Origin of the sequence: Planktomarina temperata RCA23 (genome assembly GCF_000738435.1) — a bacterium.
Taxonomy (GTDB): Bacteria; Pseudomonadota; Alphaproteobacteria; order Rhodobacterales; family Rhodobacteraceae; genus Planktomarina; species Planktomarina temperata.
Window position 1 is genome coordinate 2,532,917 of the sequence record NZ_CP003984.1, and the last position, 26,173, is coordinate 2,559,089.

The 26,173-nt window shown below is 53.4% G+C and carries 36 protein-coding genes; 1 reads left to right on the forward strand and 35 read right to left on the reverse strand.

Features of this window, described 5'->3' with window-relative positions; all coding sequences use genetic code 11:
• Positions 1-11 precede the first annotated feature (11 nt).
• The 27 genes from RCA23_RS12185 to rpmC form a co-directional block, all read right to left on the reverse strand.
• A complete protein-coding gene (locus tag RCA23_RS12185; RefSeq protein ID WP_044050540.1) occupies positions 12-1,304 on the reverse strand; it encodes an amino acid ABC transporter permease in 1,293 nt (430 codons plus the stop codon).
• A 1-nt stretch (position 1,305) separates the two neighbouring features.
• On the reverse strand, positions 1,306-2,520 hold the full coding sequence (locus tag RCA23_RS12190; RefSeq protein WP_044050541.1) for an ABC transporter permease subunit: 1,215 nt from the start codon (positions 2,518-2,520) through the stop codon (positions 1,306-1,308).
• 111 nt (positions 2,521-2,631) lie between these two features.
• A complete protein-coding gene (locus tag RCA23_RS12195; RefSeq protein WP_044051550.1) occupies positions 2,632-3,648 on the reverse strand; it encodes a transporter substrate-binding domain-containing protein in 1,017 nt (338 codons plus the stop codon).
• A 213-nt stretch (positions 3,649-3,861) separates the two neighbouring features.
• On the reverse strand, positions 3,862-4,566 hold the full coding sequence (locus RCA23_RS12200) for an ATP12 family chaperone protein (RefSeq protein ID WP_044050542.1): 705 nt from the start codon (positions 4,564-4,566) through the stop codon (positions 3,862-3,864).
• Entirely contained in the window at positions 4,563-5,231 is a 669-nt protein-coding gene (locus RCA23_RS12205) for an HAD-IA family hydrolase (protein ID WP_044050543.1), read from the reverse strand. The genes RCA23_RS12200 and RCA23_RS12205 overlap by 4 nt, the downstream gene beginning before the upstream one ends.
• Complete coding sequence (locus tag RCA23_RS12210; RefSeq protein WP_044051551.1) at positions 5,228-6,268, reverse strand: RluA family pseudouridine synthase; 1,041 nt, start codon at positions 6,266-6,268, stop codon at positions 5,228-5,230. The genes RCA23_RS12205 and RCA23_RS12210 overlap by 4 nt, the downstream gene beginning before the upstream one ends.
• Positions 6,265-6,642 (reverse strand): fluoride efflux transporter CrcB, encoded by a 378-nt coding sequence (crcB, locus tag RCA23_RS12215; protein ID WP_044050544.1) that lies wholly within the window; start codon positions 6,640-6,642, stop codon positions 6,265-6,267. Before crcB ends, RCA23_RS12210 begins: the two co-directional genes overlap by 4 nt.
• Positions 6,643-6,673: 31 nt before the next feature.
• Positions 6,674-7,987, reverse strand: coding sequence for a replication-associated recombination protein A (locus RCA23_RS12220; protein WP_044050545.1), 1,314 nt, complete (start codon positions 7,985-7,987; stop codon positions 6,674-6,676).
• Positions 7,988-8,053: 66 nt separating this feature from the next.
• Positions 8,054-8,665 (reverse strand): helix-turn-helix transcriptional regulator, encoded by a 612-nt coding sequence (locus RCA23_RS12225; RefSeq protein WP_044050546.1) that lies wholly within the window; start codon positions 8,663-8,665, stop codon positions 8,054-8,056.
• A 228-nt stretch (positions 8,666-8,893) separates the two neighbouring features.
• Positions 8,894-9,304, reverse strand: a complete 411-nt coding sequence (gene rplQ, locus RCA23_RS12230) for a 50S ribosomal protein L17 (RefSeq protein WP_044050547.1) — start codon at positions 9,302-9,304, stop codon at positions 8,894-8,896.
• Positions 9,305-9,419: 115 nt separating this feature from the next.
• On the reverse strand, positions 9,420-10,436 hold the full coding sequence (locus tag RCA23_RS12235; protein WP_044051552.1) for a DNA-directed RNA polymerase subunit alpha: 1,017 nt from the start codon (positions 10,434-10,436) through the stop codon (positions 9,420-9,422).
• 107 nt (positions 10,437-10,543) lie between these two features.
• Entirely contained in the window at positions 10,544-10,933 is a 390-nt protein-coding gene (rpsK, locus tag RCA23_RS12240) for a 30S ribosomal protein S11 (protein ID WP_044050548.1), read from the reverse strand.
• A gap of 10 nt (positions 10,934-10,943) precedes the next feature.
• Positions 10,944-11,312 (reverse strand): 30S ribosomal protein S13, encoded by a 369-nt coding sequence (gene rpsM, locus RCA23_RS12245; RefSeq protein WP_044050549.1) that lies wholly within the window; start codon positions 11,310-11,312, stop codon positions 10,944-10,946.
• Positions 11,313-11,490: 178 nt separating this feature from the next.
• Positions 11,491-12,132 carry an adenylate kinase gene (locus RCA23_RS12250; protein ID WP_044050550.1) on the reverse strand — a complete coding sequence of 214 codons (642 nt, stop codon included), beginning with the start codon at positions 12,130-12,132 and terminating at the stop codon, positions 11,491-11,493.
• Complete coding sequence (gene secY, locus RCA23_RS12255; RefSeq protein WP_044050551.1) at positions 12,129-13,487, reverse strand: preprotein translocase subunit SecY; 1,359 nt, start codon at positions 13,485-13,487, stop codon at positions 12,129-12,131. Before secY ends, RCA23_RS12250 begins: the two co-directional genes overlap by 4 nt.
• A gap of 104 nt (positions 13,488-13,591) precedes the next feature.
• Positions 13,592-14,059 carry a 50S ribosomal protein L15 gene (rplO, locus tag RCA23_RS12260; protein ID WP_044050552.1) on the reverse strand — a complete coding sequence of 156 codons (468 nt, stop codon included), beginning with the start codon at positions 14,057-14,059 and terminating at the stop codon, positions 13,592-13,594.
• A 233-nt stretch (positions 14,060-14,292) separates the two neighbouring features.
• Complete coding sequence (gene rpmD / locus RCA23_RS12265) at positions 14,293-14,481, reverse strand: 50S ribosomal protein L30 (RefSeq protein ID WP_044050553.1); 189 nt, start codon at positions 14,479-14,481, stop codon at positions 14,293-14,295.
• Between the two features lie 11 nt (positions 14,482-14,492).
• A complete protein-coding gene (rpsE, locus tag RCA23_RS12270) occupies positions 14,493-15,065 on the reverse strand; it encodes a 30S ribosomal protein S5 (protein WP_044051553.1) in 573 nt (190 codons plus the stop codon).
• Between the two features lie 104 nt (positions 15,066-15,169).
• Positions 15,170-15,529: a 50S ribosomal protein L18 gene (gene rplR, locus RCA23_RS12275; protein ID WP_044050554.1), complete on the reverse strand. Its 360-nt coding sequence runs from the start codon at positions 15,527-15,529 to the stop codon at positions 15,170-15,172.
• Between the two features lie 11 nt (positions 15,530-15,540).
• Entirely contained in the window at positions 15,541-16,074 is a 534-nt protein-coding gene (gene rplF, locus RCA23_RS12280) for a 50S ribosomal protein L6 (protein ID WP_044050555.1), read from the reverse strand.
• A gap of 9 nt (positions 16,075-16,083) precedes the next feature.
• Entirely contained in the window at positions 16,084-16,476 is a 393-nt protein-coding gene (rpsH, locus tag RCA23_RS12285) for a 30S ribosomal protein S8 (protein WP_044050556.1), read from the reverse strand.
• Between the two features lie 12 nt (positions 16,477-16,488).
• Complete coding sequence (gene rpsN / locus RCA23_RS12290) at positions 16,489-16,794, reverse strand: 30S ribosomal protein S14 (protein ID WP_044050557.1); 306 nt, start codon at positions 16,792-16,794, stop codon at positions 16,489-16,491.
• A gap of 11 nt (positions 16,795-16,805) precedes the next feature.
• Positions 16,806-17,366, reverse strand: coding sequence for a 50S ribosomal protein L5 (rplE, locus tag RCA23_RS12295; protein ID WP_044050558.1), 561 nt, complete (start codon positions 17,364-17,366; stop codon positions 16,806-16,808).
• Positions 17,366-17,671 carry a 50S ribosomal protein L24 gene (gene rplX, locus RCA23_RS12300; protein ID WP_044050559.1) on the reverse strand — a complete coding sequence of 102 codons (306 nt, stop codon included), beginning with the start codon at positions 17,669-17,671 and terminating at the stop codon, positions 17,366-17,368. Before rplX ends, rplE begins: the two co-directional genes overlap by 1 nt.
• A 1-nt stretch (position 17,672) precedes the next feature.
• Complete coding sequence (gene rplN / locus RCA23_RS12305) at positions 17,673-18,041, reverse strand: 50S ribosomal protein L14 (RefSeq protein WP_044050560.1); 369 nt, start codon at positions 18,039-18,041, stop codon at positions 17,673-17,675.
• Positions 18,042-18,108: 67 nt separating this feature from the next.
• Positions 18,109-18,339 carry a 30S ribosomal protein S17 gene (rpsQ, locus tag RCA23_RS12310; protein WP_044050561.1) on the reverse strand — a complete coding sequence of 77 codons (231 nt, stop codon included), beginning with the start codon at positions 18,337-18,339 and terminating at the stop codon, positions 18,109-18,111.
• A 5-nt stretch (positions 18,340-18,344) separates the two neighbouring features.
• The gene (rpmC, locus tag RCA23_RS12315; RefSeq protein WP_044050562.1) at positions 18,345-18,551 is read right to left on the reverse strand and encodes a 50S ribosomal protein L29; all 207 of its coding nucleotides are present in this window, start codon (positions 18,549-18,551) and stop codon (positions 18,345-18,347) included.
• Between the two features lie 224 nt (positions 18,552-18,775).
• Between rpmC and RCA23_RS12320 the strand changes: the two genes are divergently transcribed.
• On the forward strand, positions 18,776-19,396 hold the full coding sequence (locus RCA23_RS12320) for a TIGR02466 family protein (protein WP_044050563.1): 621 nt from the start codon (positions 18,776-18,778) through the stop codon (positions 19,394-19,396).
• Positions 19,397-19,490: 94 nt separating this feature from the next.
• Here RCA23_RS12320 and RCA23_RS12325 read toward each other — a convergent pair whose 3' ends face one another.
• The 8 genes from RCA23_RS12325 to rpsL all read right to left on the reverse strand — a co-directional run bounded on the left by RCA23_RS12325 (position 19,491) and on the right by rpsL (position 25,811).
• Positions 19,491-19,787, reverse strand: coding sequence for a 50S ribosomal protein L23 (locus RCA23_RS12325; RefSeq protein WP_044050564.1), 297 nt, complete (start codon positions 19,785-19,787; stop codon positions 19,491-19,493).
• Positions 19,784-20,401, reverse strand: a complete 618-nt coding sequence (rplD, locus tag RCA23_RS12330; RefSeq protein ID WP_044050565.1) for a 50S ribosomal protein L4 — start codon at positions 20,399-20,401, stop codon at positions 19,784-19,786. Before rplD ends, RCA23_RS12325 begins: the two co-directional genes overlap by 4 nt.
• Positions 20,398-21,129, reverse strand: coding sequence for a 50S ribosomal protein L3 (rplC, locus tag RCA23_RS12335; RefSeq protein WP_044050566.1), 732 nt, complete (start codon positions 21,127-21,129; stop codon positions 20,398-20,400). The genes rplD and rplC overlap by 4 nt, the downstream gene beginning before the upstream one ends.
• A 14-nt stretch (positions 21,130-21,143) precedes the next feature.
• Complete coding sequence (gene rpsJ / locus RCA23_RS12340) at positions 21,144-21,452, reverse strand: 30S ribosomal protein S10 (RefSeq protein ID WP_044050567.1); 309 nt, start codon at positions 21,450-21,452, stop codon at positions 21,144-21,146.
• A 105-nt stretch (positions 21,453-21,557) separates the two neighbouring features.
• A complete protein-coding gene (tuf, locus tag RCA23_RS12345) occupies positions 21,558-22,733 on the reverse strand; it encodes an elongation factor Tu (protein ID WP_044048960.1) in 1,176 nt (391 codons plus the stop codon).
• Positions 22,734-22,817: 84 nt separating this feature from the next.
• Positions 22,818-24,935: an elongation factor G gene (gene fusA, locus RCA23_RS12350; RefSeq protein WP_044050568.1), complete on the reverse strand. Its 2,118-nt coding sequence runs from the start codon at positions 24,933-24,935 to the stop codon at positions 22,818-22,820.
• Positions 24,936-24,956: 21 nt separating this feature from the next.
• On the reverse strand, positions 24,957-25,427 hold the full coding sequence (rpsG, locus tag RCA23_RS12355; RefSeq protein WP_044050569.1) for a 30S ribosomal protein S7: 471 nt from the start codon (positions 25,425-25,427) through the stop codon (positions 24,957-24,959).
• Between the two features lie 12 nt (positions 25,428-25,439).
• On the reverse strand, positions 25,440-25,811 hold the full coding sequence (gene rpsL / locus RCA23_RS12360) for a 30S ribosomal protein S12 (RefSeq protein WP_007118826.1): 372 nt from the start codon (positions 25,809-25,811) through the stop codon (positions 25,440-25,442).
• Positions 25,812-26,173: the final 362 nt, after the last annotated feature.

Genomic DNA, 26,173 nt, shown 5'->3' on the forward strand with positions numbered 1-26,173 from the left:
TCAAAGCTCCCTTAGTGATGATCGGTTCGAAGCTGACGCTCCAACCATTGTGAATATTGTGAAATGCCGTAGCAGACGACGAAGAACAGCAAGATCGCGAAGAGATACAGCTCCCAATAAATCCCCGTCCAAGCCGTGGAGGAGGAAATAGGACCACGGATCATACCAACGAGATCAAACATTGAGATAACCGAGACCAAAGTCGTATCTTTAAACAGCCCAACCGCTACGTTTACTATACCCGGAATTGAGATCTTGAGCGCCTGCGGCAGGATGATTAACCGCATCGCCTGCGGGTAATCCAGCCCCAGACTGTCAGCGGCCTCATACTGCCCACGCGGCAAGGCCGCGAGGCCACCCCGGATCACCTCTGCGATATAGGCCGCAGAGAAGAGCGTGATCATGATAATCACCCTTAGGATCAAATCCAAATTGGTGCCGGGTGGGAAGAAATACGACAGGACGACATTGGCCACAAACAGCAGCGTGATCAGCGGCACACCGCGGATAAACTCGATAAAAACAACACAAATGCCCTTAATGATCGGCATATTCGACTGACGTCCCAAGGCCAAGACGATCCCTAGGGGAATGGACAGAGAGACGCAGACCGTGCCCAAGATAAGGTTAAGCATAAAGCCCCCCATATCCCGAGAAGCCACCGGCTCAAGTGCGATAAACCCAGACAGCGCTGCGGTCACAAAGCTGCCCAGGTAAAGCACCAGCGCCACGGCGACAACACCGGACAAAAGCCCTGTTGCAAAGCCAATCAGGCGCTCCGTTTTGACGAAGGCCATATAACCCGCAATGAGTGAGAGACCCACAATAACGGGGGTCAAAAGTGTTCCACCCCAGATCAACCAAAAAGCCAGAAAGGGGTAAATCGCGGAAAAGATCAGCATCTTGCGTGGCAATTTTTGGAACAATACCGGGGCGATGCAGACCAAAAGCAACACAAAGGCCAGGGTCGGGCGCCAGTAGGCTTCGACCGGATATTGGAAGCCAAACAACATTTGGTTCCAGCGTTCCGTCAAAACCGACCAACACGCGCCACTGGTGCCTTGCAAGACTTCCCGGCATTCACGCAGGCTGCTTGTGGTCCAGACCCCGTTCCACATCCAAGGAGTGGACGCGAGAATAATTTTGGCTACGAAATAGATGGACAGGATGGTCAGGATCGAATTGATCCAATTCGAGAACAGATTTTCGCGCACCCATTTGACCGCACCGGCCTGTTGAACAGGCGGCGGTGATGGCGGGATAGGCTCATGGCGTACAAAGCCGAGGTTCGGTGTATCGCTCATCTCAACGCTCCTTCAACTTCATAGCATTGTTATAGACGTTCATAATCGCCGAAATTGACAGGCTGATCACCAAATAGAACAGCATCAGCACCAAAATACACTCAATCGCGCGGCCAGTTTGATTGAGGGTGATGCCGCCCAATGTGCCGGTGATATCCATATAACCGACCGCAATGGCCAGCGAACTGTTTTTGGTGATATTGAGATATTGCGAGATCAGCGGCGGTACGATGACACGCAGGGCTTGCGGCAAAATGATCAGTGACATGATCCGACCCGGGCGCATGCCCAAGGCCGCGGCCGCTTCCGTTTGGCCGTGGCTGATGGCTTGGATCCCTGCACGGACGTTTTCGGCAATAAACGCGCCTGTGTAGATGGCCAAGGCAAACCAAAGCGCGATCAAAGACAGGCGCAAATGCAAGCCGCCCTTAAAGTTAAAGCCCTTAAGTTCAGGAGATTCTAGCCCAATCGGACTGCCTAAAATGAAATAGACCAACACAGTCGGAATAATAAAAATACCAATGGATGGCAGGAGAGTCGGGATCAAGCGACCGGTGTTGAAAAGCAGGTTCCGCGCATAGCGCCGGAAAGCAAACACGCCGGCGATTGACAGGACAAAGGTGGCCACAACAAGCCAGCTCAGATCTCCCATAATCATCCGTGGAACGTAGACCCCGCGATTTGTGAAGGCGATCATATCGAACCACATGGCGCTTGCCGCTGCGTCACCGCGAAACTCGCGAGGCTGCGGCAAGACATTCGACATGACAAGAAAGATAATCAAAATCCAGATCAAAACCGGCACATTGCGGAAGGCTTCCACATATATGGCCATGAGTTTCGAGACGACCCAGTTATTTGAAAGGCGCAGCACCCCGGCGATGACGCCCAAAACGGTGGCGCTCACACAGGCCAAGAAGGCCACGATCAGCGTATTCACAGCCCCCACCATAGAGGCGCGGCCATGGCTCATCTGATTGTTATATTCGATGGGCATTTGATTGATGTCATAGCCCGCGGTCTCACCGAAGAATCTCCAGCTGATATTCAGACCTGCGTCGGCCAGGTTCGACAAAAGATTGGAAACAAGATAGCCCATCGCGAAAATAAGCCCGATCAGCGCAATTACTTGAAATGTTGTTGATCGGTAGCGGGTATCATTTATCAACATCGACAAGCTGAACTTGCTTGCCTCTGTGTGTGTCGTTGATGACATAGAATTTTTCCCTGAGTTTCTGAATTTATTTTGAATTTTATATTTTCAGATTTGTCTTAGGCTTAGATAAGAAAAGGGCGCAGATTTCTCTGCGCCCAATCCAAAATATTCTTAGCGGAATGGTGGTGAATAGATCAGACCGCCGTCTTTCCATTGTGCGTTCAAACCACGGGACAAGCCGATGTTTGTTGCTGTGCCGATGTTGCTTTCGAACACTTCACCGTAGTTGCCGCCGGACATGATGGCGCGTTTTGCCCATTCTGCGTCCAAACCGAGCATCTCGCCCAAAGTGCCTTCAGAGCCCAACAGACGGTTGATTTCTGGATTGTTTGTGCCCGCAGCCATCTCAGCGATGTTGTCTGAAGTCACACCCAGCTCTTCAGCTGTGATCAAAGCGTTCAAAGTCCAGCGCGCGATATCGCCCCAGTCGTTGTCGCCGTGACGTACCAATGGGCCAAGTGGCTCTTTGGAGATCACGTCAGGAAGAACAACATAGTCGTCTGGGCTTGGAAAGTTTGCACGTTGAGCGGCCAAAGCGGACCGGTCAGTTGTGTAAACGTCGCATGAGCCTGCGAGGAACAATTGTGCAGCTTCAGAACCGGTTTCGATTGGCACTGGCTCGTAAGAGATGCCATTCGCACGGAAGAAGTCAGCCAAGTTCAGCTCTGTTGTTGTCCCAGTTTTGATACAAACAGTCGCGCCATCCAATTCAGCGGCTGAAGACACGCCCAAAGACGCTGGAACCATGAAGCCTTGACCGTCGTAGTAGTTTACGCCGACAAATTCGAACTTCAGGTCAACGTCACGAGACATTGTCCAAGTTGTGTTACGGGCGAGCAGATCGATTTCGCCAGATGCCAAAGCGGTGAAACGTGTTTTGCCGGTTGTTGGAACGAATTCAACAGCCATGTTGTCGCCCAAGACTGCAGCGGCAACAGCGCGGCAGACAGCAACGTCAAAACCCTGCCAAACGCCATTTGCATCGGGCTCAGCGAAACCAGGAACACCTGTGGTCACACCACAGTTCAGTTTGCCGCGTGCTTTAACATCATCGAGAGTGCCAGCAGACGCCAAGCCAGCCGCCAGGCCAGCTACGGTCAGTGCACCAAGAAATACGGTTTTTTTCATTTTTACCTCATCCTGTTTTTCCACCCCCATAAGGGGCGGTCTAATCCAATTAAATTAATTGGCATGAATGCGAGAGTTGCCTCTGCAATGAAAAAGACAATGACAAATTTTATACCGACGGGTCAAGTGATCACCGCGAAAATCAATGCTTTTTGGTGAACATTTCGTTAAAATAAGACAGAATTATTTGTATACTTTTGCATACCGCGCCGCTCAGCTCATTTTGTAGAATCGATGGGCGTGTATAAATGCCGATCGCTTTAAACTTGCCGTTTCGTCAGCTTCGTCATCCTGTCCCCATTGCTCGATCTGCCACAGTTCGTCGAGTCGCGAGCGTGTCCAAAGATCGTCGATGGCAAACGCCTCTGCCTGTGCCGCCAGTCCAATCACCAATGATCCAGACATGCTGACAAGATCGTGAAGGGCGGCCAATTGAAACGGGGACTGCGTCACAACCCATGCGGTTAGGTTGGCCACCGCATTCGCCGGTTGCGCCACATGCATCACGCCTTCCACGGTGCGCAAGGGCGCATCAAGATGCTCAGCCGCCCAAGCCAAAAGCGGATCCCAGGCCTCTTTTTGCCGGGCCACCAGTTCGTCAGGCGAGGGCGCGCGGTAACACAGTAAATCATCTTCGCCATAAGCCGCAATTAACTGCGCCACTTCAGCCTGTTGCGGCGTCACCTTATCCAAGGCTGCATTTGCCGACCGCGTGGTGGGCATCGTGCGCGGGTCAATCTTCTCACCTTGCGCCTCCCACTCCGCCGCAATCGCCTCGGCCATGGCTTGACTGGGCACCGCCAGGGTTGCCTTGGCTGGCGTTTTGACCAGACGCTTATCTAGCAAGATCACATAGTCTTCTCCGCGCAGATCAACCGTCACATCGCTCCAAAATCGTTTTGCGGCCCAATCACTCATATCTCACCCCATAGGTTTTGAACTTCCGGCACCAGCTGCCCATAGTGATCAACCATCCGGTCCGCCTGCCCCCGCAAGGCTTCCGCCGCATGATAGCCCCAGGTGACCCCAATCGTTTTTAGCCCAGCAGCCCGGCCCATTTGCATATCAAAAGTTGTATCACCGATCATCACCCCGCGCGCCGCGCCGCTTTCCGCCATGGCCTGCAAGACCATAGAAGGATGCGGCTTAGAGGGGTGATCATCCGCCACTTGCGTTGTGACAAAACGCCCGGCCAAATCAGGATTGGACAAAACATGGCTCAACCCGCGACGCGACATGCCTGTGGCGATGCCCAAGACGATATCATCCAGATCTTTTAGGATCTCCAAACACTCCAGAGCCCCAGGATAGAGCGGAGCGGCGGCAGCCGATTGGCGCAGGCTTGCAAAACTCTCTTTATAAGTTTCAACCAATAGCCCGCGCTCTTGCGCATCTGTTTCGGGGCAGAGCTGCGCAAAAGCTTCGGACAATGACAACCCGACAATCGCTAATATCTCAGAGGCGGGCGGCAAGAGAAGACCGCGCGCCTTGAACGCAAATTCCATGGCTCCCAAGATATGGGACTGGCTGTCGATCAGCGTACCATCCACATCAAATAGAACCAAAGTCCGTGGTCGGCTCATTCATCGCCCTCGAATGGATCAAGTTCCACATCGCGCGGATCCCATTGCATCTGATCCCAGGTGCGCTGCATATGCTCTGGCAAGGGAGCGGTAAACGAGAGCATTGCGCGGGTCACCGGGTGCTCCAGCCGCAAATGCCTGGCGTGCAAATGCATCTTCTTACTGATATCTCCGCCCAGTTGCGCACCCCAGCCATGCCCAAGGTTTTCTTGGCTTGAGCCGCCATATTTACCATCCCCGACAATGGGATGCCCCATTTCGGCCATATGCGCCCGCAGCTGGTGCGTCCGCCCGGTGACGGGTACCAATGCCACCCAAGCTGCCCGGCTGCCAAGCGGCGATAGAACCGCATAATCCGTGGTGGCGCGCTTCGCTCCGGGGGTTGTTGCAACCTCATTGGGATGCAAACAATGCATTTTCTCGCCTTCCCCAAAGCTGCCATGGCCGCCGGCTTTGACCAACCCATATTTTACGGTGCCCATTTTCGGATGCGGCACGCCGGCGACAACGGCCCAATAAATCTTGCGCGTCTCGCGGTGGCGAAAAGCCTCAGCCAAAGTCGCTGCCATTTGCCGGCTGCGCCCTAGGATCAAAACCCCGGAGGTGTCCTTATCCAAACGATGCACGAGCCGTGGGTTTTCGTCATTGCCGAACCGCAGCGCAGGGGTGAGGCCGTCCACATGGCGATGCTGCTTGCTGCCCCCCTGCACGGGCAGGCCCGGCGGTTTGTTCAACGCGATGATATGCTCATCGCGATACAGCACGCAGGATTGAATCATTTTGGCATCAGCATCAGAGATTTTCTTGTCGACAATGGCCGGCGCTGGCGTATCGGGCAAAGGCGGGATGCGTACCACTTGCCCCACTTCGACCCGGGTATTGGACTTCACCCGTCCCCCGTCAACGCGGATGTCGCCCTTGCGACACATCTTTTCGATCTGGCCCTGCTGCACCTGGGGAAAGAGGCGGCGGAACCAACGATCCAAGCGCTGATCACCGTCCCCCTCATTGACTTGTAAAAGCTGTACTCGGCTCATGCCCATATTCCTCGTGCAATCATCAGGCCCACTATCAGACCTCCTATCGAAAGGACCACCGATAGGGTGACATACCCCAGCGCTTGCCCCATGCTGCCGCGTTCAAACAAAGTCACCGCCTCCAAGGAGAAGGCGGAGAAGGTCGTGAACCCGCCAAGCAGGCCCGTCATGACCAATGGCGTCAAATATGTCATACCGCGTTGCGCCGCATAGACCACAAACATCCCCATAGCAAAAGAGCCCAAGATGTTGACCGTCATCACTGCCAGTGGAAAGCCCGGGCCCACAAGACGCAATATGCCCACCCCGGCCAAAAACCGAAGCACCGCGCCAATCGCCCCACCAAGGGCCACCTGTAAAACTGTCGTAAGCATATGGGTGCAATGTGCTCAGGCGGAGGGTTTGTCAACCTTTGCGGCGGTTGCGCAGCTTTTCGAAATAGGCCAGACGTTTGCGCAGCTCTCGTTCAAACCCCCGCTCCACCGGCGCATAATACTCCGGGCGCTCCATGCCCTCTGGGAAGTAATTTTGACCGGAAAACCCATCTTCCGCATCGTGATCATAGGCATATCCGTCGCCATAGCCTTGATCCTTCATCAAACCAGTCGCGGCATTTAGAATATGTTTGGGAGGCGGCTGCGAGCCGGTGTGCTTGGCCTCTCTCAGCGCGGCCTTATAGGCCACATAGGCCGCATTCGATTTTGGCGCCAACGCCAGATAGGTCACGGCCTGCGCCAAAGCCAACTCCCCCTCCGGGCTGCCTAATCTTTCGTAGGTTTGCCAAGATTGCAAACAGACGTCTTGCGCTTGTGGATCGGCCAAACCGATGTCTTCCACAGCCATGCGCGTCAAGCGCCGGGCCAAGTAGCGCGGATCTTCACCCCCCTGCACCATCCGCGCAAACCAATAGAGCGCCGCATCCGGGTCCGAACCGCGGATGGACTTATGCAAGGCCGAAATCAAATTGTAATGGCTGTCACCAGATTTGTCATAGACGGCTGCGCGGCGCATCAGACGTGTGGACAGGGTGCTCTGGTCTATGGGGCTCTGCAGGTCCCAAGCCAAAATTTGCTCAATTAAATTGAGAAGGCTGCGCCCATCACCATCGGCCATCTCCAAAACTGCGCGGCGCGCGCCTGCCTCCAGCGGCAACACACGCCCCGCCTCCGTCTCGGCCCGCTGTGCCAGAAGCTCCAACTCATCGACTGAGAGGCGCTCTAACACCAGAACTTGCGCCCGCGACAGAACAGCAGCATTTAATTCAAAGGAGGGGTTTTCAGTGGTGGCTCCCACCAGAACCAGCGTACCATCCTCCATCAGTGGAAGGAAACTGTCTTGTTGGGCCTTGTTGAAACGATGAATTTCATCAACAAAGAGTAACGTTCCCTGGCCATTGTCACGCCGGTTTTGCGCCGCTTGAAAGACTTTGCGCAACTCCGGCACACCGCTGAAAATTGCGCTGATCTGCACAAATTTCAGATCTGTCTCCTCAGCCAAGAGCCGCGCGATGGTGGTTTTGCCCACGCCCGGTGGTCCCCAAAAGATAATTGAGCCGAGTGCATTGGCCTTGAGCATCACAGTCAAAGGAGCTTCTGGCCCCAAAATCTGCCTTTGACCAATCACATCGGCCAAAAGCCTCGGACGCAACCTGTCCGCCAAAGGGCGCGGCGCATCTGAGGCGGGCAGCTCTTCGCCCGGCGTATCGAATAAATCCATCATGCCACCACCCTAAGCGAGGGGCAGGCAAAGGGAAATATCCAACCGACCTGTCGAGCCGAGCATAGATTAAATTAAATCATAAGAGGCAGCGCGTTGAATGGCTTCTGCGGTGGTGCGCGCACGGAGGTGCTGACGGGCTGCGGTGATCCGCGCCTTCAATGCGCTTTGCGAAATTTGCAAAGCATCCGCAGCATCTGCATAGCGATATCCTTTGGCAATCAAGCGCAGCGCCTCCACCTGCGCGGGCGTAAGTGGCCTGGGCGGCATCAACCGCCGATGCAAATCTGTGATGAGCACCTCAGCCTGCGCCAGTTCTTCATCGGTCAATTCGCGATCCGGTCTGGCCACACGGCCAATGGTGCGCGCATCAAGCGGGCCGGTTGACACAGTCGCGCCATAGACCAAACCATGCGCCCTGGCCTGCCCCAAAATATCAAAAGGATCGGGCAATGTGATTGCACTCCAGCGCAAACATCCGACCTCAGATAAGCCCCAGGCCACCACCGGATCACGCAACGCATAGGCCTGCGCCGTATAATGTGCGACCCAGCTGGCGGGGTAGTCGAGCAATCGGTGCAGCGGTGTCGTGTCTTTGATGTGCAGCCCGATGTGATAGCCAGCCGGTGCCAAACGCTTCAATTCAACGCATTCACGCTCAAAAGAATAATCCCAAACCATAAACGCAAGGCCCTAAATACTGCGATCTGCCCCCTGCGGCTTGTGCCGAGAACATGCCACAGGCGATAAGCCAAAATGCTCAAAAAATCGTAAAACTCTGCCTGCAAGCCTAATACCTGCTGCGCGCACTGTCACGCGCCGCAAACCCAAGCAAAAGTATAGGGGAGGAACAAAAAAGACCCCCGCGCCGGGCGGAGGTCTCAAAATCATGTCGATGGTGAAGTGCGCTTATTCGTCAGCGGCTTCCAAGCGGGCTTTGTCAGCCGCGCCTTTTGCATCTACGTCGCGATCAACAAACTCGATAATCGCCATGGGCGCCATGTCGCCATAACGAAAACCCGCTTTCAAAACGCGTACATAGCCGCCTTGGCGCTCTGCATAGCGCGGGCCGAGCACGTCAAACAATTTTGTGACATACATATGCTGTTTCAGGCGGCTCATCGCTTGACGGCGCGCATGCTCATCACCGCGTTTGCCCAAAGTGACAAGCTTCTCGATGATGGATTTCAATTCTTTGGCTTTTGGCAAAGTCGTTTTGATCTGCTCATGTTCGATCAAAGACCCAGCCATATTCGCAAACATCGCTTTGCGGTGTTCGTGAGTTCTATTCAGGCGGCGGTAACCACGGGCGTGACGCATTTTATTTCTCCGTTTACATTTTGCTTTGTCTGGGGGCTCATGCGAGTGAACCCCTCCCTATTGGGGCGGTATTGCCCAGTCGTATGGAAGGCGGAGACAAGCCCCGCCTGCCGGTTTAGAAGTTATCTTCGAGCTTCTTGGCCAGATCTTCGATATTATCGGGTGGCCAATCCTCGACATCCATGCCGAGATGCAGCCCCATACCAGACAGAACCTCTTTGATCTCGTTCAAAGATTTCCGGCCAAAGTTTGGCGTGCGCAGCATTTCTGCTTCGGTTTTTTGGATCAAATCGCCAATATAAACGATATTGTCGTTTTTCAGGCAGTTTGCAGAGCGTACAGAAAGCTCCAACTCGTCCACTTTCTTCAAAAGCAGCGGGTTGAATTCCAAACCGTCATCTTCCGATGCCGCATTGGCGCTTTCTGGTTCGTCGAAATTCACAAAGATCGACAGCTGATCTTGCAAAATCCGTGCAGCATAGGCCAAAGCGTCATCTGGCGTCAAAGAGCCGTCAGTTTCCACTTTCAAAGTCAGCTTGTCGTAATCCAAAACCTGACCTTCACGGGTCGGTTGAACATCATAGCTCACTTTTTTCACAGGTGAATAGATCGCATCGATTGGAATCAAACCGATCGGCGCATCTTCGGGACGGTTTTTATCCGCGGCCACGTAACCTTTGCCCGTGTTCACAGTCAGTTCCATGAACAGATCCGCACCTTCGTCGAGGTGACACAGGATATGCTCTTTGTTCAAAACTTCAATGCCAGCAGACTCAACGATGTTGCCAGCCGTTACGACACCAGGGCCTTTGGCTTGAACAGTCAAACGCTTAGTGCCTTCCACTTCCATGCGGATCGCAACACCTTTGAGGTTCAAGACAATGTCCGTGACATCTTCACGAACACCGGCAACGCTGGAAAATTCATGCAATACGTTGTCAATTTGCACGCTGGCAATTGCAGCGCCCTGCAAAGACGACATCAGAACGCGGCGCAAGGCGTTGCCCAATGTAAGACCAAAGCCCCGCTCAAGGGGTTCGGCGATCAATGTCGCTTGACGGCTCGGATCATTGCCCGGCTTCACTTCAAGCTGCATTGGCTTAATCAATTCGGCCCAATTCTTGTGGATCATGCGGTCCTCCATTCTTGTCTTTGCTCCATGTCCCAAAACCAAAGACGCTCGAGGGAAAAAACGTCCAAAGGGCACGCGAAAATCCGCGCGCCCTTCGGTCAAAATACTTATACGCGGCGGCGCTTTGGTGGGCGGCAACCGTTGTGAGCCATAGGCGTCACGTCACGAATAGATGTGATGTTCAAACCCAATGCTGCCAAAGCGCGCAGAGCGCTCTCGCGACCTGAGCCTGGACCTTGGACTTCGACTTCCAGAGTTTTCACGCCATGATCCTGAGCTTTTTTACCAGCATCTTCAGCTGCCATTTGCGCAGCATAGGGCGTAGATTTCCGCGAGCCTTTAAAGCCACAGCTGCCCGAAGACGACCATGAAATCGCATTGCCCTGTACGTCAGAGATCAAAATCTTTGTGTTGTTGAACGAGCTGTTCACATGCGCCACACCGGCTGCAATGTTTTTCCGCTCTTTGCGCTTAGGCGCTCTTTTATCACGTGCCATTTATCTGCCCTTACTTCTTCTTGCCAGCGATTGCTTTCGCTGGGCCTTTGCGCGTCCGCGCATTGGTGTGTGTCCGCTGACCGCGCACAGGCAAATTACGGCGATGCCGCAGGCCGCGATAGCAACCTTGGTCCATCAAACGCTTAATGTTCATCTGGGTTTCACGACGCAGGTCACCTTCAACGGTATATGTGGCGTCGATGTGCTCACGAATAGCAAGGACTTCTGCATCGCTCAGCTCATTCACGCGACGGGTTTCGTCAACATTTGTGCTGGCACAGATTTCTTTGGCAGATGTGAGGCCAATTCCAGTAATGTAAGTGAGGGCAATCGGGACCCGTTTATGGGTCGGGATGTTTACGCCGGCAATACGAGCCAAGGCATATTCCTTTTCTACTGCGGTTCCGTAACGCCGGAACCTTTTTTCACAGATACAGGCCCGGAGCTAAAAGCCATCGAGCCTGCGATTGAGGTACTCAGAGCCATGCGCATGGCCCTTATGATTCTCTTAACAGAGATAGGGTGAATTATGAGCATCCGCTCAGAACGTCAAGACCTTAACCCAAGACTTGAGAAATCGATGCGGTCACATCCTCAATATCGGCCAAACCATCCACGGATGTCAGCTTATCTTTGGCGTAGTAATAGCCAATCAAAGGGGATGTCTCCTTATAATAGGCCATCAAACGCGTCTTCAGACTCTCTTCATTGTCATCCGCCCGGCGTTTGAATTCACTGCTGCCGCATTTGCCGCAGGCGCCCGATGCCGGGATGGGTTTGGAGATGTCGTTATAACCTTCCCCACAGCCACCACAGGTGGACCTTGCGGTGATACGGTTCACCAAGGCCTCATCATCCACTTGCATCTCGATCACATGATCCAAGCCTGCGCCTTTGGACGCCAGCAGCTCACCCAGTGCATCGGCCTGCGCCAAGGTGCGCGGGAAGCCGTCAAAGATGAAGCCTCCGGCAGCTTCGCTGTCTAGCTGCTCTGCAATCAGGCCGATCACAATGTCGTCAGTGACCAATTGGCCAGCATCCATGACGGCGGCAACCTTATTGCCCATATCTGTACCAGATGTCTTGGCAGCGCGCAGCATGTCACCCGTCGACAATTGCACCATGCCACGCTCTTCAACCAAAAGCTTGGCTTGCGTCCCTTTGCCCGCACCGGGTGGACCAATTAAAATAATATTCATCGACGCGTCACTCCGCCCTTTTTGCCGCGGCGCTTGCCCCGCAGCTGTGATTTCTCAAGCAGACCTTCGTATTGATGCGCTAATAGGTGAGATTGAACCTGTTGGATGGTGTCCATACCCACCGAGACGATGATCAAGATTGAGGTGCCGCCAAAATATGCCGTGATGGCAAATTGGCTGCGCAGAATCTCAGGAACCAAACACACAAGCGCGAGGTAGCCAGATCCCAAAACCAAAAGCCGCGTGACAACATAGTCGAGATACTCGGCGGTTTTCGCTCCCGGGCGAATACCCGGCACGAACCCATTTTGGTTTTTCAAATTGTCAGCCACCTCATCGGTTTTGAATGCCACTTCGCGCGTGTAAAAATAGGTGAAGAAGACAATCATCGCCGTAAAGAATGCAAGATAGGCCGGCTGACCGGGGCCGAAGTAGGCCAATATCGTGGACATCACCGGACCAGACTGCCCGCCGGAAAACGTCGCCAGCGTGGTGGGCAGCAGCAATAGGGCTGACGCGAAAATCGCTGGAATAACACCGGCCGGGTTGACCTTGATCGGCAAATGGCTTGAACCACCGTCATAGGTTTTCATACCAACCTGACGGCGTGGATATTGAATATGGATTTTGCGCAGGCTGCGCTCCATGAACACCACAAACCCAAGTGTGATCATCAGCATTGCAATCACGCCCAGCATCGTGCCGGTGCCAATCGCGCCTGAACGCCCTTGAGTGAAAAACTGGCCAAAGGCTGCGGGAAGCTCGGCGATGATACCCACGAAAATGATCAAGGAAATACCATTCCCAATGCCACGCGCGGTGATTTGCTCACCCAGCCACATCAAGAACATCGTGCCACCCACCAATGTGATCACACATGCCGCAATAAAGAACATGCCCGGATCTGAAGCCAGATCACCAGCTTGCAAGCTGGCGGCCAGGCCATAGGCTTGGAAGGTCGCTAGGATAACAGTGCCGTAGCGGGTATATTGGTTGATTTTCTTGCGCCCCTGCTCGCCCTCTTTTTTGAGCTGCTTAAGCGGCTCCCACATGGCGCCCAAAAGCTGCACGATGATGGAGGCTGAAATATAAGGCATAATGCCAAGTGCAAAAATACCCATGCGTGCCAAGGCGCCGCCGGTGAACATCGACAAGACCCCGCCAATCCCGGAGGCGGCTTCATCCATGAATTGTTGCAATGCAACGGCGTCAATCCCGGGAACTGGAATGTAAGTCCCGATGCGATAGACGATCAACAGACCGATTGTGAAAAATATGCGCTGGCGCAATTCGGTCGCCTTGCCCAGTGTGCTCCAGCTTAAATTTGCGGCCATTTGTTCGGCGGCAGATGCCATTTGAAAACTCCCTAAAACAAGATCGCCGCCACGGGGGTCCCCGATGGCGGCGCTTGGAAACTAAAAGTTATGTAAGCAGCTTAGAGGCTGCTCGCAACCGCCGATTACTCAGAAGAGGCGGAAGACGCCACTGTCAAAGACCCACCAGCCGCTTCCACCGCCGCTTTCGCTGCCGCAGAGGCACCTGTCACGGTGATTGAGACTTTTGCCGAGTAATCACCCTTGGCCAGAACCCGCACGCCGTCCAATTTGCGGCGCACAAGACCCGATGCGATCAGGCTGTCTTCAGTGACATCACCGGTCAGCTTGCCAGCATCAATGAATTTTTGGATCAAGCCGAGGTTTACCACGGCATAGGCCTTGCGGTTCGGCTTGTTAAAGCCCCGTTTTGGCAAACGTTGGTACAGGGGCATTTGGCCGCCTTCGTAACCTTTGATCGCAACACCTGAACGGGATTTTTGACCTTTAATACCCCGACCAGCAGTTTTACCTTTGCCAGAGCCCGGACCACGCGCGATGCGCTTTTTGGATCGGGTTGCGCCGGGATTGTCGTGCAGTTCATTAAGTCTCATATCGCTTCTCCTTTGCCGGATGTGACCCCTGAAGCGTAAGCGGGCCAACCACGGCTTGATTGATTCTTGGCACAGAATTCTGGCCACTCGGTGCGTATAGTGTCCTGAGCGTAGAGGATCAAGTGCAAAGCTGCGCGCCAGGCGGCTTCTCTTATCTCGCCACAAACAAAAAACCCCACCAGTCTCCTGGCAGGGTTTTAATTGGGCGACTGCGCGGAAAACTCCGGCAGTCGTTAGCCTTTTTCTTCGATGATCTGAACCATATGCGGGATCTTGTTGATCATGCCGCGCACGGATGGGGTATCTTCCAATTCCCGTGTGCGGTGCATTTTGTTCAAGCCGAGGCCGATCAGCGTTTGGCGCTGTTTGGCGGGACGGCGGATCGGAGAACCGATTTGCTTTACAACGATGGTTTTAGCCATTTCTCCGCTCCTTAAGCTTCTACAGGTTCAGCAGCGGCAGCCGGCGCATCACCCTTGTTGAGGATGTCTGCGACCTTCTTGCCACGACGTTGTGCGACCATGCGCGGGCTGCTCTCTTTTTGCAAACCATTCATTGTCGCGCGGATCATGTTATATGGGTTTTGCGACCCAATAGATTTCGCAACAACATCTTGCAGGCCGAGCATTTCGAACACCGCACGCATTGGACCACCGGCGATCACACCAGTACCCTGCGGCGCTGTGCGCATCACAACTTTACCGGCACCATGACGGCCTTCCATATCGTGGTGCAGCGTCCGCCCTTCGCGCAGTGGCACGCGGATCATTTGGCGCTTGGCTTGTTCTGTCGCTTTGCGGATCGCCTCAGGCACCTCTTTGGCTTTACCTTTGCCGAAGCCGACACGACCTTTTTGATCGCCAACCACAACCAAGGCTGCGAAGCCGAAGCGTTTACCACCTTTTACGGTCTTGGATACGCGGTTAATCGCGACCAAACGATCTGCAAATTCTGGAGTTTCTTCGCGATCGCGACGATTGCCCCGTTGGTTATTTCTTTCAGCCATTTTGGCCTCCTGAACTGTGGGCGCCATGCACCCTATTTCTGCGATGTCCGTCGCCCATAGGACGCGGCATCATCGAGGCGGGCTGAACGCCCGCCTGCACTGATTTAGAATTTCAACCCGCCTTCACGCGCAGCATCGGCCAGAGCCTTTACCTTGCCATGAAAGAGACGGCCGCCACGGTCGAAGAGAACCTCTTCGACGCCCGCTTTTTTCGCACGCTCTGCAATAACAGAGCCCACTTTTGCGGAGGCGTCCACGTTGTTTTTGCCTACAAATCCCAAGTCCTTTTCCAAGGTGGATGCCGAAGCCAAGGTAATCCCTTGGATATCGTCGATCACCTGAACCGAGATGTTTTTCGCAGAGCGGTGAACCGACAACCGGGGTTTGCCAGTGTTGATTTTCCGCAGTTTGTTCCGAACGCGCAGGCGGCGCTTCAGAAACAGAGTTCTTTTGCTGTTTGCCATTTCCTGGGTCCCTACTTCTTCTTACCTTCTTTACGGAAGATATACTCGTCTTTGTATTTGATACCTTTGCCTTTGTAGGGCTCTGGTTTCCGCCATTCGCGAATATTCGCCGCGACTTGGCCTACGAGTTGCTCATCCGTACCTTCAACTGCAACCTCGGTTGGCTTCGCAGCCGTCACGGTTACACCTGTAGGGATTTCAAAATTCACGTCGTGGCTGTAGCCCAGAGACAGTTTCAAGACATTGCCTTGCACCTGTGCCCGGTAACCCACACCGCTAATCTCAAGCTCTTTTTTGAAACCGGTGGACACACCAGTTACCATATTTGCGATCATTGTGCGGGACATGCCCCACTGCTGAAGCGCGCGCTTGGATTTGCCGCGAGGCTCAACCGATACGTTATTTTCTTGTACTGTGATTGTCACATCATCAGTGGCGGTGAAGCTGCGGGTCGCTTTCGGACCCTTAACTTCAATGGTCTGGCCGGACACAGATGCCGAAACACCTGAGGGCAGCTCGACCGGTTTTTTACCAATACGAGACATACCTTACTCCTAGAAGACTGTGCAGAGCACTTCGCCACCAACATTGTTGGCGCGTGCACTGGCATCCGACATCACACCCCGAGAGGTGGAGACAATCGACACGCCCAAGCCCTGACGGACTACAGGAATGTCTTTCACACCCAAATATACGCGACGGCCAGGCTTGGATACGCGCTTTACTTCGCGGATCACAGGCGCGCCGTCGTAATATTTGAGGCTGATTTCGATCGCCGGGTGGCCATCTTTACCAGTCGTATTTTCATAGCCGCGGATGTAGCCTTCGTCGGCCAGGACATCCAATACGCGCGCACGCCCTTTAGAAGCCGGCGTCTCCACTGTGGATTTGCCGCGCAACGAAGCGTTACGAATACGAGTCAGCATATCACCGATAGGATCGTTCATGTTTTAAACTCCTTACCAGCTTGACTTAACCATACCGGGGATTTGGCCGTTCGAGCCAAGTTCCCGCAGCGCGATCCGGCTGACCTTCAACTTACGATAGTAAGCGTGAGGACGTCCGGTGAGCTGACAGCGGTTATGAAGTCGTGTTGCAGATGAATTGCGTGGCAATTTGGCCAGCTTAAGCTGGGCCTTGAAACGCTCTTCCATGGGGCGGGATTCATCGCGCGCAATACCTTTGAGCTCAGCACGTTTGGCGGCATATTTGTCCACCAATTTCTGACGCTTAACTTCGCGGGCGATCATTGATTTTTTAGCCATATCGCAGATCCTTAACTGTTGAAGGGCATGTTGAAATGCTTCAACAGCGCTTTGGCTTCTGCATCTGTCTTAGCGTCAGTGCAGATAATGATATCCATGCCCAGCATATCAACAACGGAATCGAAGTCGATTTCTGGAAACACGATGTGCTCTTTCAGGCCCATGGCATAGTTGCCACGACCATCGAACGAAGAACCTTTCACGCCGCGGAAGTCGCGGACACGTGGCAAGGCGATAGTGGTCAGACGATCCATGAATTCATACATGCGATCACCGCGGAGCGTGACTTTCGTGCCAAGAGGCATTTCTTCACGCACCCGGAAACCCGCAATAGATTTCTTGGCCTTGGTCACCACGGCTTTTTGACCTGCAATCAATGTCAGGGCTTCTTGCGCGTGCTTAACCTTTTTGGTGTCTTTAACGGCATCGCCGATACCCATGTTTAGAACGATTTTTTCCAAACGCGGGATCATCATGTCGTTTTTATAACCAAACTCTTCCTTCATCGCAGCTTTGATCGTGCTGACATAAAGAGCTTTCAAACGCGGAGTGTAGTTTGCTGCATCCAACATTATACGACCTCCCCAGTTGTTTTTGCGAAACGCACTTTCTTACCGTCTTCTTCACGGAAGCCAACGCGGGTTGCTTTGCCATTGCTGTCCAGCAAGGCCAAGTTCGACAATTGGATCGGCATCGCCACTGGGATGCGACCGCCTTGGTCAGACTGGGATTGCTTGGTGTGACGGATGGCCATGTTCACGCCATCGACAACAGCTTTGCCGGCGGAAGGATTTACAGAGGAAATTTCACCCTGCTTGCCTTTGTCCTTACCGGCCAAAACGACGACCTTGTCGCCTTTTTTCAGTTTAGCAGCCATATCAAAGCACCTCTGGGGCGAGTGAAATGATTTTCATGAAGTTCTTGGCACGCAGCTCACGCACAACAGGGCCAAAGATCCGTGTTCCCACGGGCTCATTTGCATTGTTGAGGATAACGGCTGCGTTGCGATCGAAACGGATCGCTGTGCCGTCTTCACGGCGAACTTCTTTGGCGGTGCGAACAACAACGGCCTTACGGACGTCGCCCTTCTTAACACGGCCACGTGGGATGGCTTCCTTAACCGAGACAACAATGATGTCGCCTACGGATGCGTACTTACGCTTGGAACCACCCAAAACCTTGATGCACTGAACACGGCGTGCGCCGCTGTTGTCAGCTACATCCAGATTTGTTTGCATCTGGATCATGTGGTTACTCCCGACCTATGGGGTGCGATGCCGCAATATCCCCCAGGGTTTCGATTAAACTGCGTTGTTATTCTGCAATAACTTCCCAGCGTTTAGTTTTCGATTTAGGCGCACATTCTTGAATGCGAACGATATCACCTACATTGAAAGCATTCTTCTCATCGTGCGCCCGGTACTTTTTGGACTTACGGATGGTTTTCTGCAGCAAAGCGTGCTTGAAGCGGCGTTCGACCGATACAGTCACAGTTTGTTCGTTCTGGTTCGATGTAACGACGCCGGACAGGATACGTTTGGGCATAGGGCTTACTCCTCGCCTGCGGCGGCGGCCGCTTTTTGGTTTAAGATAGTATTTACACGGGCCACACCGCGGCGCACTTGACGCATCCGGCTTGTGTTTTCCATTTGGCCTGTCGCCTGCTGAAACCGCAGGTTAAAAGCTTCTTTTTTCAGTGCAACCAGCTCGTCACGGAGCTGATCCGGGGTCTTGTCCCGAAGTTCGTTGGCATTCATAGCCTTTTCCTTTCAACATCACTGGAGGGCGCACGAAGGGTTACCCTGATTCCAGTGGAGATCATGATGAAGTGCTGCTTTAGTGGGGATTGAGCCATATAGCAACCCCGCAGCGACGCTTTGTTTGCGGCAATCTGAATTGTCGTGATTTTACCGTCCAAACACCCGTGCCAGACTGCGCTTTTCCCACTCGCCCTCGGCGTTGTGCTGCGCTACAAAACCCTATGTCCGATATCAAATCGCTTTTCGCAACCCGCCTGTATCACGCCGCGCTCTGTGAGCACGGCCCCTCTGTTGACACCGATGAGCTGACGGCCTCCTGCCTGGCCATCGCGGAAGATGACGAGGCCGGTCAAGACTGGTGTGACAAGAATGACTTTCCTGGTTACACCAGCTATGCCTCCCTCACCGATCTAGATTGGCGTTTCCCAATCTTCAAAGATGTGGTGACCGCGTTGGACTTGCATGTCGCCCAATTTGCTAAAGATCTCGACTTTGATTTGGGCGAGAAAGCCATCACGCTCGACAGCCTTTGGATCAATATTTTGCCCTATGGTGGCATTCATACCGCCCATATTCACCCCCATTCAATCATCAGCGGCACCACCTATGTGGCGATGCCTGAAGGCACCAGCGCTATCAAATTCGAAGACCCGCGCCTGGCCATGATGATGGCGGCCCCGACGCGCCGAAAAACCGCACGCGAAGAGCTGCGCAGTTTTTTCTACGCCAAACCAAAGGTCGGGGATGTGTTGTTGTGGGAAAGTTGGCTGCGCCACGAAGTGCCAATGAATATGGCAGAAGACGACAGAATTTCTGTGAGTTTTAACTACAGCTGGGGCTAGTTCGGGCGTAAGCAAACCGTAGACCGTGCTGGATGATCGCGCGGCCCACGATCAAAAAATGCGCCCGCATCGAAATGCGGACGCATTGAAAATCTTACAACCCAGTCGTTACGTCGATTGTGTTGCCTTCTTCAAGGGTCACATAGGCTTTTTTCACATCACGGCGTTTGCCGAGCATGCCGCGAAAGCGCTTTGATTTCCCTTTGGTGATCGTAGTGTTCACCGCTTTAACCTTCACGTCAAACAGGCTTTCAACAGCCTCTTTGATGCTGGGCTTATTGCTGTCGATAGCCACTTCAAACACAACCGCGCCATTTTCAGAGGCCATTGTGGTTTTCTCAGTGATGATCGGCTTGCGGATCACATCGTAATGTTCTGGTTTCGCGCTCATTTCAAACGGGCCTCCAAAGCTTCCAACCCTGCTTTTGTGATCACAAGAGTGTCACGCTTCAGGATATCAAACACATTCGCACCCATTGTCGGCAGGATATCCAGACCTTCAATATTCCGCGCTGCCTGTGCAAAGTTTTCATTTACAGCTGCGCCGTCGATGATCAAAGCACGTTTCCAACCCAAGTTCGCAACCGCTTTGGCCAGCGCACCTGTTTTACCGTCAGAAACAGCCGCATCAATCACAACCAGCTCACCCGCTTTTGCTTTCGCAGACAGAGCATGCTTCAGACCCAGCGCCCGCACTTTTTTCGGCAAATCATGGCCGTGGCTGCGCGGTGTTGGACCTTTATAAACGCCGCCACCGCGGAAGATCGGAGCAGAACGCGCGCCGTGACGTGCGCCGCCGGTGCCTTTCTGACGATAGATCTTCTTGGTGGAGTAGCTGACTTCAGACCGGGTTTTCACCTTATGTGTACCAGCCTGCGCATTGTTACGCTGCCAGCGCACAACACGGTGCAGGATGTCGACACGTGGCTCAAGACCAAACAATGCCTCATTTAGATCAATCGAACCGGCCTTGCCGCCGTCGAGTTTGATGACATCTAGTTTCATGCTTCACCGCCTTCCGCAGGAGCGTCAGCTACAGGAGCTTCGGCCGGTGCGGCTGCTGATTTGATTGCTGCTGGAAAAGGAACGCCGTCAGGCAATTTCTTTTTCATCGCATCTTTGATTGTGACCCAGCCGCCCTTGGAACCTGGAACCGCGCCTTTGACCATGATCAAACCGCGATCAGCGTCTGTACGCACAACTTCCAAGTTCTGGGTGGTGACTTTCGCCGCACCCATGTGACCGGCCATTTTCTTGCCTTTGAACACTTTACCCGGATCTTGACATTGACCTGTCGAACCGTGGGAACGGTGGCTGATGGACACACCGTGTGATGCACGCAAACCGCCAAAGTTCCAGCGCTTCATCGCACCTTGGAAACCTTTACCGATCGATGTGCCGGATACGTCAACCATTTGACCTTCAAGGAAATGTTCGGCTGAAATCTCAGCACCCACTTCAATCAAGTTTTCAGCAGAGACGCGGAATTCGGCAACTTTACGCTTGGGCGCAACATTTGCCTTGGCAAAATGGCCGCGCATCGCTTGGCTTGTGCGTTTAGCTTTTGCCGATCCAGCGCCCAATTGCACGGCTGTGTAACCATCCAAATCGGCAGTACGCTGTGCGACAACTTGCAGACCATCCAAAGCGAGCACTGTCACCGGGATTTGCTTACCGTCTTCCATGAACAAACGGGTCATGCCCATTTTTTTCGCAATAACTCCAGAGCGCATAATCAATACCCCCCTTAAACTGAGATTTGCACGTCAACACCGGCAGCCAGGTCGAGCTTCATCAGCGCGTCCACGGTCTGTGGTGTTGGATCAACGATATCCAGCAGGCGTTTGTGCGTGCGGATTTCAAACTGGTCACGAGATTTTTTGTCAACGTGAGGGCCACGCAGAACTGTAAATTTCTCGATTTTGTTCGGCAGTGGGATTGGGCCACGTACCTGCGCACCTGTCCGTTTGGCTGTATTGACGATCTCGAGTGTGGACGCATCCAACACACGGTGGTCAAAGGCCTTCAGACGAATGCGGATATTTTGACTTTGCATTTCGTTACCCCTTTCCAGGGCTTGAAGTCTGTTGATAGGAGGACCGGCGAACCCGCCCTCGTCGAACGGTGCAGGCCTCACGAATGAGGCCTGCGGTAGTGAGTTTTACTCGTTGATTTTGGATACGACACCGGCGCCGACGGTGCGGCCGCCTTCGCGGATGGCGAAGCGCAGGCCGGTTTCCATGGCGATTGGGGCGATCAGCTCAACGTCGAATTTGAGGTTATCACCTGGCATCACCATTTCAGTACCCGAAGGCAGAACAACTGTGCCGGTCACATCGGTGGTCCGGAAGTAGAACTGTGGACGGTAGTTGGCGAAGAATGGCGTGTGACGGCCACCTTCTTCTTTGGTCAGAATATAGGCTTCGGCTTCAAACTTCGTGTGAGGCTTCACAGAACCTGGCTTACACAGGATCTGACCGCGCTCAACGCCATTGCGGTCGATGCCGCGCAGCAGAACACCTACGTTGTCGCCAGCTTCACCGCGATCGAGCAGTTTGCGGAACATTTCAACGCCTGTGCAGACAGTTTTCGATGTGTCACGGATGCCGACGATTTCAATCTCTTCGCCCACATTGATCACACCGCGCTCAATACGGCCAGTTACAACTGTACCACGGCCGGAGATTGAGAACACATCCTCGATCGGCAGCAAGAAAGGCTGGTCAACCGCACGCGCCGGTGTTGGGATATACTCATCCACAGCCGCCATCAATTTTGCGATGGACTCAGAGCCAATAGCCGCGTCGCGATCTTCCAAAGCGGCCAAAGCAGAGCCGGCAATCACAGGGATATCATCGCCAGGATATTCGTAGCTGGACAGCAGCTCACGGATTTCCATTTCAACCAATTCGAGCAACTCGTCGTCGTCAACTTGGTCAACTTTGTTCATGTAAACAACCATGTAAGGAATGCCAACCTGACGGCCGAGCAAAATGTGCTCACGGGTCTGTGGCATCGGGCCATCGGCCGCGTTCACAACCAAGATCGCACCATCCATCTGCGCCGCACCGGTGATCATGTTTTTCACATAGTCAGCGTGGCCAGGGCAATCAACATGCGCGTAGTGGCGGGTCTCTGTTTCATATTCAACATGCGCAGTCGAAATCGTAATACCACGGGCCTTCTCTTCCGGCGCGCCGTCAATCTCGTCATAGGCTTTAAAATCACCAAATTGCTTGGTGATCGCAGCTGTCAAGGTTGTCTTACCATGGTCAACGTGACCAATCGTGCCGATGTTAACGTGGGGTTTCGAGCGTTCAAACTTTTCCTTAGCCATGGGTGGCTCCTCTTGTTGTTCGTGGCGGTGGGCACAATGCCCACCCTACGGGTTGGTGTAGGGTGGGCCAGTGGCCCACCACGTTTATGCAAATTTCGCTTGGATCTCTTCAGAGATATTCGACGGAACAGGTTCGTAGTGATCGAACTGCATGGTAAAATTGGCGCGGCCCGAAGACATGGAACGCAGAGTATTGATGTAACCAAACATATTCGCCAAAGGCACAAAGGCATCAATTGCAATCGCGTTGCCGCGATTTTCTTGACCCTGAACTTGACCCCGACGCGATGTCAAATCGCCGATGATGCCACCTGTATACTCTTCAGGTGTGATCACTTCGACCTTCATCACAGGCTCAAGCAGTTTCGCGCCAGCCAGACGCATGCCTTCGCGCATACACATCCGCGATGCGATCTCAAAGGCCAGAACAGAGGAGTCAACATCGTGATATTTACCCTCAAGCAAAGCCACTTTGAAGTCGATCACAGGGAAGCCAGCCAGAGGACCGCTGTCCATAACGGAGCGAATACCCTTTTCAACACCTGGGATATATTCCTTTGGAACCGAGCCGCCAACGACGCGAGATTCGAAAGAATAACCTTCACCCGGCTCGGTCGGTGTAATGGTCAGCTTGACCTCACCGTATTGACCAGAGCCACCCGATTGTTTTTTGTGGGTGTAAGTGTGGGTGACTTCATGGCCGATGGTCTCACGATAGGCCACCTGTGGCGCACCGATATTGGCTTCGACTTTAAACTCACGGCGCATACGATCCACAAGGATATCCAAATGCAGCTCGCCCATGCCTTTCATGATGGTCTGACCTGATTCAATGTCAGTTTCCACGCGGAAGGATGGATCTTCAGCAGACAGACGCTGCAGCGCCAGGCCCATTTTCTCTTGGTCGCCCTTGGTTTTTGGCTCAACCGCAATTTCGATCACAGGCTCTGGGAAAGTCATTGTTTCCAGAACCACCGGAGCATTCACCGCACAAAGTGTATCCCCAGTTGTTGTGTCCTTCAGGCCACCCAAAGCGATGATGTCGCCAGAAAATGCTTCTGAGATTTCATCACGGTCATTGGAGTGCATGATCATCATACGACCCACGCGCTCTTTCTTACCCTTTGTGGAGTTCAAGAAAGAATCGCCTTTTTCCAATTTGCCAGAATAAATCCGTGTGAAGGTCAAAGAGCCAACAAAGGGGTCATTCCAGATTTTGAACGCCAGCGCAGAGAAGGGCATGTCGTCATCCGCACGGCGGGCGATGTCACGGGTTTCTGTCTCATCGCCGGGTTTAAAGCCCATATAGTCGACAACATCGAGAGGGCTCGGCAAGTAATCTACAACCGCGTTCAGCAAGGGCTGAACACCTTTGTTTTTAAACGCAGATCCACCAAGCACAGGCACGAATGCCATCGCCAATGTACCCTTGCGGATCAATTTGCGCAGCGTCGGAACGTCGGGCTCATTGCCTTCCAAATATTCCATCATGGCTTCATCATCTTGCTCGACAGCAGATTCAACCAATTTGGCGCGCCATTTATCAGCTGTTTCTTGCAGCTCAGCACGGATTGGAGCTTTGATCCAAGAGGCGCCAAGGTCTTCACCCTGCCATAGCCACTCTTCCATCGTCACAAGATCAACCAAACCTTCCAGTTCAGTCTCTGCGCCAATTGGGAAAGCGATTGGCACAGCCACCGCGCCTGTACGATCTTCGATCATCTCAACACAGTTGAAAAAGTCCGCGCCGATTTTGTCCATTTTGTTGACAAAAACCATCCGTGGAACCTTGTAGCGGTCCGCTTGACGCCAAACTGTTTCGGTTTGAGGCTCAACACCAGCATTCGCATCGAGCACGCAGACCGCGCCATCAAGAACCGCCAAGGACCGCTCAACTTCAATTGTGAAGTCAACGTGGCCTGGAGTGTCAATAATGTTCAAGCGGTGCTTGGGGCTGTCTGGGGACACACCGTCTTCTGTGCGCTCCCAAAAAGTGGTGGTCGCAGCAGAAGTGATCGTGATGCCACGCTCTTGCTCTTGCTCCATGTGATCCATGGTTGCAGCGCCATCATGCACTTCACCGATGTTATGCTCTTTACCTGTATAATACAGGATCCGCTCGGAGCAGGTTGTTTTACCAGCATCGATGTGCGCCATGATACCGAAGTTGCGGTACAGCTCTAGTGGATATTCGCGTGCCATATCTGTTCAGCCTCTGTGGGATTACCAGCGATAATGGCTGAACGCTTTGTTTGCGTCGGCCATCTTGTGAGTGTCTTCGCGCTTCTTGACGGCGGAACCACGGGATTGCACCGCGTCCAACAATTCGCCAGCAAGACGCTCTTCCATTGTGTTTTCGTTGCGCTTGCGGCTGGCTGTAATCAACCAACGGATTGCAAGAGCTTCGCGCCGCTCGGGACGTACTTCAACAGGCACCTGGTAGGTTGCACCACCGACGCGGCGTGAGCGCACTTCGACGGAAGGTTTGATGTTTTCCAAAGCTTCGTGGAACATCTCAACAGGTGCGCGCTTGACCTTGGCTTCGACACGCTCCAGCGCACCGTAGACGATGCGTTCTGCAACGGATTTTTTACCATCGAGCATCAAGTTGTTCATGAATTTTGTCAGCACCAAATCACCATATTTGGCATCGGGCAGGACAGAGCGCTTCTCAGCGGCGTGACGACGTGACATATCTTGATTCCCTTACTTCGGACGCTTCGCGCCGTATTTCGAACGACGTTGCTTACGATCTTTGACGCCCTGAGTATCCAGAACACCGCGCAGGATGTGATAACGCACACCAGGAAGATCTTTTACCCGGCCCCCGCGGATCAAAACAACAGAGTGTTCTTGCAGGTTGTGGCTTTCACCTGGGATGTAGCTGATCACCTCAAAACCATTGGTCAAACGGACTTTTGCAACTTTCCGCATCGCCGAGTTCGGTTTCTTAGGCGTTGTTGTATAAACGCGTGTGCAGACACCGCGTTTTTGTGGACATTCTTGCAAGTGCATGGACTTGCTGCGTTTTACTTTAGGCTGCCGGGGTTTCCGGATCAGCTGTTGGATCGTTGGCATTGGCGGTTCTCTTCCCGTCTAGACAAATAAGGTGATGGGAATAGTCCCCACCGGTTCCAATGTTAAGCGCCAGGTCAGTTACCCATCGCCGGTTTCCGCGTCTGATCGCGGTAATTTTTCGCCAAAGCACAACCAAAACCGCATCCCTTCCCGTAGTCGGAGGGGGCGGCGGGGGTTCCAGAGGAACAGCAAGCTGTTCTTGACCACTTCAAATTTTGATGTTGCGCAATGAGGTATCCCCCATGGCAGATGAGGGGCGTATATGCAGAGTCGCTTTTGCTGTCAACAGGTAGCAGGCGTAAGGCGACAACTTCTCATGCTCCTTTTAATTGAACGGATTTAAAGTGCGCGCGGCTGCGATT

What these genes read in the sequence shown, in the direction of transcription:
- RCA23_RS12185 (WP_044050540.1), bottom strand. Translation starts at nt 1,304, where the DNA reads ATGAGCGATACACCGAACCTCGGCTTTGTACGCCATGAGCCTATCCCG.
- RCA23_RS12190 (WP_044050541.1), bottom strand. Translation starts at nt 2,520, where the DNA reads ATGTCATCAACGACACACACAGAGGCAAGCAAGTTCAGCTTGTCGATG.
- RCA23_RS12195 (WP_044051550.1), bottom strand. Translation starts at nt 3,648, where the DNA reads ATGAAAAAAACCGTATTTCTTGGTGCACTGACCGTAGCTGGCCTGGCG.
- RCA23_RS12200 (WP_044050542.1), bottom strand. Translation starts at nt 4,566, where the DNA reads ATGAGTGATTGGGCCGCAAAACGATTTTGGAGCGATGTGACGGTTGAT.
- RCA23_RS12205 (WP_044050543.1), bottom strand. Translation starts at nt 5,231, where the DNA reads ATGAGCCGACCACGGACTTTGGTTCTATTTGATGTGGATGGTACGCTG.
- RCA23_RS12210 (WP_044051551.1), bottom strand. Translation starts at nt 6,268, where the DNA reads ATGAGCCGAGTACAGCTTTTACAAGTCAATGAGGGGGACGGTGATCAG.
- crcB (WP_044050544.1), bottom strand. Translation starts at nt 6,642, where the DNA reads ATGCTTACGACAGTTTTACAGGTGGCCCTTGGTGGGGCGATTGGCGCG.
- RCA23_RS12220 (WP_044050545.1), bottom strand. Translation starts at nt 7,987, where the DNA reads ATGATGGATTTATTCGATACGCCGGGCGAAGAGCTGCCCGCCTCAGAT.
- RCA23_RS12225 (WP_044050546.1), bottom strand. Translation starts at nt 8,665, where the DNA reads ATGGTTTGGGATTATTCTTTTGAGCGTGAATGCGTTGAATTGAAGCGT.
- rplQ (WP_044050547.1), bottom strand. Translation starts at nt 9,304, where the DNA reads ATGCGTCACGCCCGTGGTTACCGCCGCCTGAATAGAACTCACGAACAC.
- RCA23_RS12235 (WP_044051552.1), bottom strand. Translation starts at nt 10,436, where the DNA reads ATGATCCACAAGAATTGGGCCGAATTGATTAAGCCAATGCAGCTTGAA.
- rpsK (WP_044050548.1), bottom strand. Translation starts at nt 10,933, where the DNA reads ATGGCACGTGATAAAAGAGCGCCTAAGCGCAAAGAGCGGAAAAACATT.
- RCA23_RS12250 (WP_044050550.1), bottom strand. Translation starts at nt 12,132, where the DNA reads ATGAATATTATTTTAATTGGTCCACCCGGTGCGGGCAAAGGGACGCAA.
- secY (WP_044050551.1), bottom strand. Translation starts at nt 13,487, where the DNA reads ATGGCATCTGCCGCCGAACAAATGGCCGCAAATTTAAGCTGGAGCACA.
- rplO (WP_044050552.1), bottom strand. Translation starts at nt 14,059, where the DNA reads ATGAGACTTAATGAACTGCACGACAATCCCGGCGCAACCCGATCCAAA.
- rpmD (WP_044050553.1), bottom strand. Translation starts at nt 14,481, where the DNA reads ATGGCTAAAACCATCGTTGTAAAGCAAATCGGTTCTCCGATCCGCCGT.
- rpsE (WP_044051553.1), bottom strand. Translation starts at nt 15,065, where the DNA reads ATGGCTGAAAGAAATAACCAACGGGGCAATCGTCGCGATCGCGAAGAA.
- rplR (WP_044050554.1), bottom strand. Translation starts at nt 15,529, where the DNA reads ATGGCAAACAGCAAAAGAACTCTGTTTCTGAAGCGCCGCCTGCGCGTT.
- rplF (WP_044050555.1), bottom strand. Translation starts at nt 16,074, where the DNA reads ATGTCTCGTATTGGTAAAAAACCGGTCGAGCTGCCCTCAGGTGTTTCG.
- rpsH (WP_044050556.1), bottom strand. Translation starts at nt 16,476, where the DNA reads ATGAACGATCCTATCGGTGATATGCTGACTCGTATTCGTAACGCTTCG.
- rpsN (WP_044050557.1), bottom strand. Translation starts at nt 16,794, where the DNA reads ATGGCTAAAAAATCAATGATCGCCCGCGAAGTTAAGCGTCAGAAATTG.
- rplE (WP_044050558.1), bottom strand. Translation starts at nt 17,366, where the DNA reads ATGTTGGATGCAGCAAACTACACTCCGCGTTTGAAAGCTCTTTATGTC.
- rplX (WP_044050559.1), bottom strand. Translation starts at nt 17,671, where the DNA reads ATGGCTGCTAAACTGAAAAAAGGCGACAAGGTCGTCGTTTTGGCCGGT.
- rplN (WP_044050560.1), bottom strand. Translation starts at nt 18,041, where the DNA reads ATGATCCAGATGCAAACAAATCTGGATGTAGCTGACAACAGCGGCGCA.
- rpsQ (WP_044050561.1), bottom strand. Translation starts at nt 18,339, where the DNA reads ATGCCCAAACGTATCCTGTCCGGCGTCGTTACATCGAACCAGAACGAA.
- rpmC (WP_044050562.1), bottom strand. Translation starts at nt 18,551, where the DNA reads ATGAATGCCAACGAACTTCGGGACAAGACCCCGGATCAGCTCCGTGAC.
- RCA23_RS12320 (WP_044050563.1), top strand. Translation starts at nt 18,776, where the DNA reads ATGTCCGATATCAAATCGCTTTTCGCAACCCGCCTGTATCACGCCGCG.
- RCA23_RS12325 (WP_044050564.1), bottom strand. Translation starts at nt 19,787, where the DNA reads ATGAGCGCGAAACCAGAACATTACGATGTGATCCGCAAGCCGATCATC.
- rplD (WP_044050565.1), bottom strand. Translation starts at nt 20,401, where the DNA reads ATGAAACTAGATGTCATCAAACTCGACGGCGGCAAGGCCGGTTCGATT.
- rplC (WP_044050566.1), bottom strand. Translation starts at nt 21,129, where the DNA reads ATGCGCTCTGGAGTTATTGCGAAAAAAATGGGCATGACCCGTTTGTTC.
- rpsJ (WP_044050567.1), bottom strand. Translation starts at nt 21,452, where the DNA reads ATGCAAAGTCAAAATATCCGCATTCGTCTGAAGGCCTTTGACCACCGT.
- tuf (WP_044048960.1), bottom strand. Translation starts at nt 22,733, where the DNA reads ATGGCTAAGGAAAAGTTTGAACGCTCGAAACCCCACGTTAACATCGGC.
- fusA (WP_044050568.1), bottom strand. Translation starts at nt 24,935, where the DNA reads ATGGCACGCGAATATCCACTAGAGCTGTACCGCAACTTCGGTATCATG.
- rpsG (WP_044050569.1), bottom strand. Translation starts at nt 25,427, where the DNA reads ATGTCACGTCGTCACGCCGCTGAGAAGCGCTCTGTCCTGCCCGATGCC.
- rpsL (WP_007118826.1), bottom strand. Translation starts at nt 25,811, where the DNA reads ATGCCAACGATCCAACAGCTGATCCGGAAACCCCGGCAGCCTAAAGTA.